The sequence below is a fragment of the Gardnerella vaginalis genome, assembly GCF_001563665.1.
Lineage (GTDB): Bacteria > Actinomycetota > Actinomycetes > Actinomycetales > Bifidobacteriaceae > Bifidobacterium > Bifidobacterium vaginale_A.
In genome coordinates this window covers 1-9,846 of sequence record NZ_KQ961860.1, presented here as the reverse complement: position 1 = coordinate 9,846, position 9,846 = coordinate 1, and the positions used below count along the sequence as shown (strand labels likewise).

Below are 9,846 nucleotides of genomic sequence, written 5' to 3'. Positions count from 1 at the left end.
CAGTAGCAACATTATTGTTACCAACAGTAAGAGTGTTCTTCAATGAAGGTTCAAGCTTCTTAACAGACTCAGGAGCTGGAGCTGCAGGAGCAGAAGCCGCAGGAGCTTGAGTAGCTTGAGTCTCAGCAGGAGCAGGAGCAGGGGTAACAGGATTCACTGGAGCAGGAGCAGGAGTTGGTGTTGGAACAACAGGGTTCGCAGGACCAGGCTCAGGAGATGGAGTTACAGGCTCAATTCTTTTACCATCGTTTCCTTTAGAAATCGTATATTTTTTGCCTTTACTGGTAGAAAATACTATAAGTTTTTCTCCATTCTTGTTAGTAACAATCTTGGAAGGAATTTTTGTTCCTTGTGAAATTGAGTCAGTATTCTTTGAATCAATTTCACGAACTTCTAGCTTGTCAATATCGCTACTGCTCTTCGTGATTTTTATTGCAACAGTACCGCCATTGCGTGAAATTATGGAAACTAAATCTGCTTTTCCATTAGACCATGCAATATCAATTTGGAAGTTTCCTCGTGCAATTAAGCCTTTAACGCTACCATTTTCCCAAGCATCTGGTAATGCGGGAAGAATATTTACATATCGTGAATAAGATTTTCCGTTAGCGTCAATGAAAGTTGAGTTCGATTGCATAAGCATCTCATTAACACCTGAAGTATTTCCAAAGTTGCCGTCTATCTGGAAAGGTGGGTGAACATCGAAAAGATTTGCATACATCGCATTTCTAATTTGATTTTCAATCAGACGGTAAGCGTGGTTTCCATCTCCTGTTCGAGCCCAAGAGTTGATTCTTTGCCCAACTCCCCAGCCTGTTGCGTCATCTCCGCGCAAAGTCATAGACTTTTTGGCTGCTTGCATATATTGGGAGTTGTCAATTGTTATAAGATCTCCAGGGAATAATCCGAGCATGTGTGACATATGCCTGTGATTATTTTGATATCCAGGTATATTTCTTCCATCCTCAGTCTTACCAATTTCCCCTTCGTTATACCATTCTTTGATTTGACCACTCTTTCCAATTTCAATAGGCTTCAGTAGGCTTTTTGCGCATGACCATGAGCGATTTGCATTAGCATTTACAAAAGATCCGTCATCATTCTTCTTCCAGTTATCTGGAGAGCAACCGTCAAGATTTCCAACTAAATCTTTATCTACGTTTAATGCATTAGCTGCGTCAATTGTGTCTTTAAGCATCTGCCATACTAGGGAACTTTCGTACGTGTTTCCATCTGTGCCTTCAGGCCCATGTTCAGGTGAATATGCAACGCCTGTTGTGAGTCTAAAACTACCATCGCTTGCTTTGTGAGAAGATTTGTGAAGCATGTAGTTCAAGTACAAATGCGATTCCTCTTTCAATAGAGGATATATGTCGTTTTTAAGTTGATTAAGATTTCTGCTGTATGCATAAGCGTCATACACGTTTTGCAAAATCCAAGGTACTGCTGCAGGGCTCCATCCCCATGAGAAAGCTTCGCCTGGCGTAGTCCACCCGTATGGAGTGTTTTCAGTGTGTGCCATGAATCCTTCGCCGTCACCAATAGGAGTGTTTTCGTTCTTGGTTTCTGCTCCAGCGTAAATTTTCGCAGTTAGTCTTCCTGGTTTAACAAGACCCTTGATATAAGTTATTAGCGGTTTAGAAAGTTCAGCTAAATTACCTGAATATGTTGGCCAATAATTCATTTGCAAATTTACGTTCATATGGAAGTCAGATCCCCAAGGAATAACTGTATTGTGAGAACTATCTATTGCAGAACTCGACCATATTCCTTGCAAATTTGCAGGTAATTGGCTATCTTCGCGAGAAGATCCGATTGCTAAATATCTTCCATATTGGTATATTAAGGCTTCTAATTCGCTTTTTTGCTCTTTAGTTGCAATGTTGTTGGAATATGCTTCCAGTAGTTTATCTGTAGGAATTGTTCCGAATTCTTTGCTATTTTTTTGATTGTTTATATTAAGAGTTAAGCGATTATAGAACGATTGATAATCCTTAATATGATCTTTCTTGATTTCGGCAAATCCTTTATTCGCTGCAAGTTGCACAGCGTTATGCACTCTTAAATCAACTTGTTCAGGAGTTTCCTTAGTGCGATAATTTGGATACTCTTGTTTGTAATCTGTTGCAGCTGAAGTGTACATAGTTACAGTATTTGCGCCGGAAACAATTAGCTTACCGTCATTGCTTGTTTTTATAGTTCCGGAATCAACAACTACTTTCGCTTGAGCGTTGTAAATAAGACCGTTATTTCCCAATCTGCCTTTAACGATAATAGTGTCGCCTTTTGCGCTAACAGAAGAATCTTTTTTACTGTATCCATTATTAGGGTTGAAAGAAATAGTCAGATTAAGCTTATTTTCGCCACTAGCGTTGAAACGGGAAACTAATACATTATTTGAGTGTGATGCGAAATATTGTCTTGTATACACAGTGTTTGAGCGCGTGAATTTTACATTTGCTATCGCTTGAGATATGTTCAAATCACGTTCGTAATTTTTGTATGACGGATTATTCTCAAATCCATAATCCACAAAAATATTTCCAAAATTCTGGTATGCTCCTTGCTGTAACGAGTCAAATCCGCCTGTTAATGAGCTTGGATTAACTGTTTGTGCGCCATTTTCAAGCTGTTTGTTTAAATCGCGTAGAGTTTTGCCATTTTTACCTTTTGATTCATCGTTTCCACCGATGTAAGTTCCGTGCGAACCTGGGCCGCCTGTCCATAAAGTTTCTTCGTTAAAAGTAATTCTTTCTTTACCTACTTCACCGTAGATACTTCCGCCAATGCGACCATTTCCAACTGGTAGTGTAGTTTGTTGCCAGAGGTTTGTTTCTTGTGAAACTCTGCCTTCCCCATGGTAGAGCTTTGTTTGTGATGCTGGCTGTTTGTACCATAAGCGATCATCATTTTTTGATATAAGTTCAGTGTTTTTATCTTGATTATCGTTTGAATATGTTGTGTAAATATTGAAGCTTATATGCGATTGTGGGTAATTTTTATCGATTATTGTAATCTCATGCGCGCCAATATCATTCGCGTCAAAGCCGGCGCCAATTATTTCGTAGTCATTTTTGCTAAGTATTTTAGAAGTTTGATCCGAAGTTTTAACTCTTCTAACTTCTAATCCGTCAAGATTTAGCTTTTCTCCTTGCTTGTAGTGTGTTTTTGTAGGAAGAGTTACGCTGAGAGTGTAGTCTTCTGGAGAAGGTGTAATAGTCATATTTGGCTGCATGGACTGTGTTATTCCTTTAAGCTGAGAGATTGACTCTGTGCTTGCAAATCGAACGTCAATATGCTTACTTTCGCCAAGCGCAAAAGTTATTTTCTTGTTGTTTTTAGCAAATTGATCACGCACTATTTTTGTTACATCTAGTTGAACGTTTTCGCTAGATGTCACAGACATATTGTCTTTGTATTGTAGCTCTTTTAGTTCAAAAGGTGCAGATTCTATTACAATTCTTCCATCTGAAGAATCAAATCTCGGTCTATTTGTCCATGTTGCTTCAGCCGTTGAACAAGAACTTGCATTATTTGTGCATTGAGTGTCGTCAACGGCAGTGATTTTTACAGTATCGGTTCCATTGTGTTTCGCTGGACCTGCTGTACCTAAATATGTGAGACTGATGCGTGCATTTTTTGGAGCTTTGCTGTAATGAGAAAGGTCGAATGTTATCAATCCCATTTTTGCGTCAGTTCCATCGTTTACATCAGTAGATTCGAATTTTTCTCCAAAGTCACCGTAGCCTTGTGGTTGTAATGCCGCTATGTAGCTACGAGCTTGCATATTCGTTATTTTTTCATTTTGCCATGTTTGTAATGACGAATCTGCTGAAGCTTGAATTGTTGATTCTTCAGGTGATTTTTGGTTTATTATTTCGCTTGCGATTGCGTTCGTTGATTGTAAGAATGTGCCAAGCAATCCTATTGTTACGCAGCTTGCCATTATTGCTTTTATGCGGTAAGCGTGGCGCTTGTTGCATATAGAGTTTTTCATATTCTTCCTTTTTGCGAGTTGCTGCATTGCAACTTTTAAGCGTGATTATTTGATACGGTTAGCTTTAAAAACAGCGTTGTCAAGCTAACTATATTATTTATCATGCTTTTGTAAAATAAATTTACGATTCGTAAGATTAGCATAAAGGATAGGCGTTTTCAATTAGTATGAGCCTTTATTTTAAGGGAATATAATAGATATTTTTATTGCTATAAAATGTAAAGTCACGTGACACAAGAATCGGATATTTGTAGTATCAATTAAATAATAGTTAAATGTTGGTTTTTCTACAAAAAATTGTAAATAAAACAGATATAACTATTTTTTCACGGGGGGGGGGCATCATTTTAATATGCTTGATATTTCAAGGAAAAATAAACCTATGCCTCCTATATATATAAATAATTACTAATTTTCGTTTTACTTTTTGCAAACTAGGTATATAATTACTTTTACACTGTTTCGTGTACTCGATTTAGAGCGTAATGTAGCGCGCTAGTTGTGTATACAAGAAAGAAAAAGGAGGTGCTAGTTCCGAGTAGATAATTGGTTTTTCTATTTTTGATATTCGTCATATTTTATTGGTCATTACAGCGCGCCCAGCGGTGAGCGCGCAAAGTTATAAGTTAGTTTGAGTTCAAGATTTGGGTTAATCCCAAAAATTCTCACAGTTGAGAAAAGGAAAAGTATGAAACGATTGGTGGCTGGCACAGTAGCAGCTACACTGTCAATAATGCCGTTGGCAGGTAGTTTTGCTTTTGCTATTCCTGCATGGGCTAATGACTCTGTTGCTTCGCAAGCGGTTGTTGCAAGTTCTGAAACACCTCAAACCGCTTTAGCGTGGGCGTTAGACCCTCATACGAAAAAAGCCGGCGAAGTTTTAGAAAAGGATTCTGGGTGGTATCACTTCAAAGCTAGTGCTCAGAATGGTAATGCTGCTAATAACCCTAATAGCTATCCTGCTGTAGCTATTAACAATAAGGAATACAATTTTGCAGATTCCGGTAGTTTTGCTACAACTATTAGAACTAAAGAAGATGGAACTAAGAATAGATTTGGATTCTATCTCGGTTATAAAGATCCTGGAAATGGCTTATTTATAGGTTTTGATTCTGGCGGATGGTTCTGGCAGACGTATTCTAACGGCAACGGCGATTGGTTTAAAGGTAATAGATTACCCGCTCCAAAAGCTGGCGAAAAAACTGAGATAAACATTCACTGGGCAGATGGCAGTGCAGTCCTCTTTGTTAATAGAACGAAGGCATTCACTGTTGACTATAACAGCATTAAAAATAATCTTTCTAAAAAACTCGCTATGAAAGCTGGTGCTTATAATAGCGAGCTAACTGATGTTGAAATTAAAGATCCAGATGCTCCTAGCCAAACATATAAGATTTCCGGAAAAGTCATTGGTGATAATTCTTCTGCAATCAGCGATGCAAGAGTTCAATTAGACGATAAAGTTATTCGCACTAAAAGCGATGGCGCATTTGAATTCTCTGGTTTAGAGCTTGGTAAACACAAGCTGTCTATTGTTGCAGCTGGCTATGATGAATTCAAGCAAGAGATTAAACTCGATGGCTCAGATGTTAAATTAAATAATATAACTTTGAAAAAGTCTTCAGTATTTGAAACTGAAAAATTGCAAACTGAAGATATGGATGTTGTGCTCCATAAGAATTTCCCAGCTGTATCTTATTACACTATGAAAAAGCTTGAGAATCATGTAATGGATGCTCAGAGTAATAATATTCATACTGTTTCTATTAACGGTACAAATGTTGAGTTAAAGGATTCAGATGTTCAGTTTAAGAAATTAAGCAACGCTAAAGCTCAATATGTTCTTAGCGTTAAAGATCCAGGTCATAATATTGATGCAGAAATTAGCGTTGAGATAACTGTTGAGAAAAATCAGCTACATTTTGATGTTACAAAAATTGAAAATAAAGCTGGTGAACAAAATCCAGTTCAAACGCTTTACTTCCCTGAGAATAATCTAGTTTCTGTAAACAGCTCTCAAGAAGGAGCTACATTTACAGGAGCTCGTATGTCGTCAAATACGCAGATTCCTGGAGATAAAACTTTTGCAATTACAGATGGGTATACTCTTAAAGACAATGGCGATTACACGTATGGCTTTGTTTCTAATAATCAGCTAAGCGCTGGTTTGTGGAGTAATTCTGAACATAATGGAACTGTTGCATTTTCTGGAATTGAAGGTGGTTCTAAGAATACTCGAGTAATTGCATCTGCAAAGCAAGAATCTAAAGGAACGCAGTTTGGCTTAACAAGCGCTCCTTGGTATTATCATCGCATTGTTTCTGATAGCAAAGGAAATAAGTACACTGTTGGCGAAACGGATATGCCAAAGTCTGCTGTAGTTATTAGTGGCGATGAAAATAACGATGGTGTAATCACTTGGCAGGATGGCGCTATTGCTTACCGCGATATTATGAACAATCCTTACAAGTGTGAAGAAGTTCCTGAATTAGTTGCTTGGCGAATTGCTATGAACTTTGGTAGCCAAGCACAAAATCCATTCCTTACAACTCTTGATAATGTTAAGAAAGTTGCTCTTAATACCGATGGTCTTGGTCAGTCTGTGCTCTTAAAGGGTTACGGCAATGAAGGCCATGATTCTGGTCACCCAGATTATGGTGATATCAACAAGCGTGCTGGCGGCGCTGCGGATATGAACACCTTAATGGAAAAAGGTAAGAAGTATGGCGCTCGTTTCGGCGTGCATGTTAATGCTTCAGAAATGTATCCGGAAGCTAAAGCCTTTAGCGAGCAGATGGTGCGCCGTAATGGTAAAGGTGGAAGTCTTCGTTACGGCTGGAATTGGCTTGATCAAGGTATTGGCATAGATGGTATTTATGATTTGGCTTCCAACTCTCGAAAGAATCGCTTTGGGGATCTGAAAAAAGAAGTCAAAGATAATATGGACTTCATTTATCTTGACGTTTGGGGCAATCAAACAAGCGGCACTGAAGATTCTTGGGAAACTCGCAAGATGTCGAAGATGATTAACGACAATAAATGGCGAATGACTACAGAATGGGGTGCTGGAAACGAATATGATTCAACATTCCAACATTGGGCTGCTGATTTAACTTACGGTGGCTTTAAGATGAAGGGAGAAAACTCTCAAGTTATGCGCTTCCTTCGCAACCATCAAAAAGATAGCTGGGTAGGTGACTTCCCGAGCTATGGCGGCGCAGCTAATGCTCCGTTGCTTGGTGGCTACAATATGAAGGATTTCGAAGGCTGGCAAGGTCGTAATGATTATGATGCTTACATTTCGAATCTATTTACGCATGATTTGTCTACTAAGTTTATTCAGCATTTCAAAGTAGTTCGTTGGGTAAATAGCCCATTAGATGCTTCTTCCGTGCGCGATCCTAAGACTAATAACAGTAATGAGCAAATTGATCTTGCTGATGCTAATGGCAATAAGCTTGTTATCTCTCGTGGATCTAATGATTCAAAGTCGGCTGAGTATCGCAATCGCACTATCAAATTAAACGACAAGATAGTTGCATCTGGAGCTGTTTCTGCTGGTGATAGCGGTCAAGGTGGTACAGAATCTTATCTTTTGCCATGGCTCTGGGATGTAAATTCTGGAAAGCTTGTAAAAGATAGTGATCAAAAGCTTTATCACTGGAATACCAAGGGTGGTTCAACTACTTGGACCTTGCCTAAGGGCTGGGAGAATCTTCAAAACGTTACTGTTTACAAGTTGACAGATCTTGGTAAGACTAATCGAACTGTTGTGAATGTTGCTAACGGTCAAGTTACTTTGAACGCTAAAGCTGAAACTCCATATGTTATTTATAAAGGTTCTGTGGACGCAAAACAATTGAATGTAACTTGGAGTGAAGGCATGCATGTTGTAGATGCTGGCTTCAATGGCGGTGAAGACTCATTAAGCAAGAATTGGAACTCTGTTGGTGCTGGAAAAGCAAGTATTGCTAAGAGTCAATTTAGTAATCCGATGCTTAAGCTTAGTGGGAAAGTAAAAGTAAGTCAGAAGATTACTGATTTGAAGCCTGGAAAACATTACGCATTGTATGTTGGTGTTGATAATCGATCTTCCGCTGCTGCGCGTATGACTGTGCGATCTGGAGATAAAGTATTAGCTACTAATGAAACTATGCGCAGTATTGCAAAGAATTATGTGAAGGCTTACTCTCATAATACTAATTCTTCAACGGTTGGTGGCAGCAGCTATTTCCAGAACATGTATGTGTTCTTTACTGCTCCAGCAAGTGGTGAAACTACTTTGGAACTTGAGCATAGTGGCGAAGGAGATACCTATTTCGATGATGTTCGCGTTGTTGAAAATGAATACACTGGTCTGAAGTTCAATAACAAAGGCGAAGTAACTGGACTTGACAATGACTTTGAGCATAATGCGCAAGGTATTTGGCCGTTCGTTATCGGTGGCACAGAAGGTGTTGAAGATAATCGTATTCATCTTTCTGAAAAGCATGCACCATTTACTCAACATGGATGGGATGTAAAGAAAGTTGATGACGTATTGGGTGGCGATTGGTCTGTTAAAGTCAATGGTTTAGTTGGCAGAGATAATTTGCTATATCGAACGGTTCCGCAAAACTTTGAGTTCAAGCCAGGCCATAAATACACAGTTGAATTTGATTATCAAGCTGGAAGCAAAGGCACATATGCTGTTGTTACAGGTGAAGGAGAGTTCAACGGAAGTGTATTGAGTAACGATCCTCTTGATAAAGCAGAAGGGACTACGGCGCACCATAAGTTCACTGTTCTTGGTGGAGCAAATGGCGATACGTGGTTTGGAATTTATTCTACTGATAAAGACGCGACTTTGCCTAGCGGCGTTACTAGTAATGATGAAGCTAATTTTGGCGGTTATAGAGATTTCATACTCGATAACCTCAAGATTAGAGAAGAGAAGCTTGACTCTGCAACGCGCGAGCAAGCTAAAGCTAAGTATGATGCTATTAAGCAAAAGTGGGATGCTAAGTGTGAGAAATTTATTGACCAAGTTCAAAAATCTTATGCTGAACAACTAAGTCGTATTCATGCAATTATCGAGAAGACAGATGCAACTTCTGACGATTTTGCTCAAGCTGTAAATATGCTTGATGTTCTAGATGCATTTATGTCTAATGCTCCAGTTGATAATGCAAGCGATAAGTACGATGTTGCTCGCAATGCTTATGGCATAGAAGTTGGAAGCTATCAACCGCGATCTGATAATGAAGGTCCAGCAGAATTAGCGAATGACGATGATCCTGGCACCTGGTGGCACACTGTCTGGGGTGGCAATGCTGTTAAAGATGGTACTGCTTGGTTTGAGTTTACGCTAAATAAGCCTATGACTATCAATGGTTTGCGTTATTTGCCACGTACTGGTGGTGGTGTTAACGGAAAGATTAAGTCATATAAGATCACTATTACTAAAGCTGATAATACGATAGTCGAAAAGTCTGGCGAGTTTAAGACTGGTGGTTCTTGGCAGAAAGCTGATTTTGGTGAAGATATTCAGAATGTTAAGAAAGTTCGCATAACAGTTCTTACTTCTGCTGGAAATCCTGCGAATACCTTTGCTTCTGCAGCTGAGTTGCGTCTTACTGCTCCTAAGACTCCAGCGCCAGTAGTGCCTCCAGCTCCTAAGCCTGGTCCTGTAACGCCTAAGCCTGGTCCAGCTCCTCAGCCACCTGCTCCGGTTGTTCCTGCGCCAGCACCTCAACCACCAGCGCCAGTAGTGCCTCCAGCTCCTGCGCCTTCTGCTCCTGCAGCTCCAGCTCCTAAGTCTGTTAAGAAGCTTTCTCCTGAGTTGAAGAATACTCTTACTGTTGGTAACA

Annotated in this window: 2 protein-coding genes; one reads left to right on the top strand and one right to left on the bottom strand. The window is 39.5% G+C overall.

Translation table 11 applies throughout. The features are described from left to right. A partial coding sequence (locus HMPREF3230_RS06660) for a glycoside hydrolase family 95 protein (protein ID WP_075523521.1) occupies nucleotides 1-3,997 on the bottom strand: 3,997 nt, incomplete at its 3' end. Between the two features lie 688 nt (nucleotides 3,998-4,685). Between HMPREF3230_RS06660 and HMPREF3230_RS03160 the strand changes: the two genes are divergently transcribed. Then, nucleotides 4,686-9,846 (top strand): endo-alpha-N-acetylgalactosaminidase family protein (locus tag HMPREF3230_RS03160; RefSeq protein WP_075523520.1); only part of this gene is annotated, 5,161 nt, incomplete at its 3' end.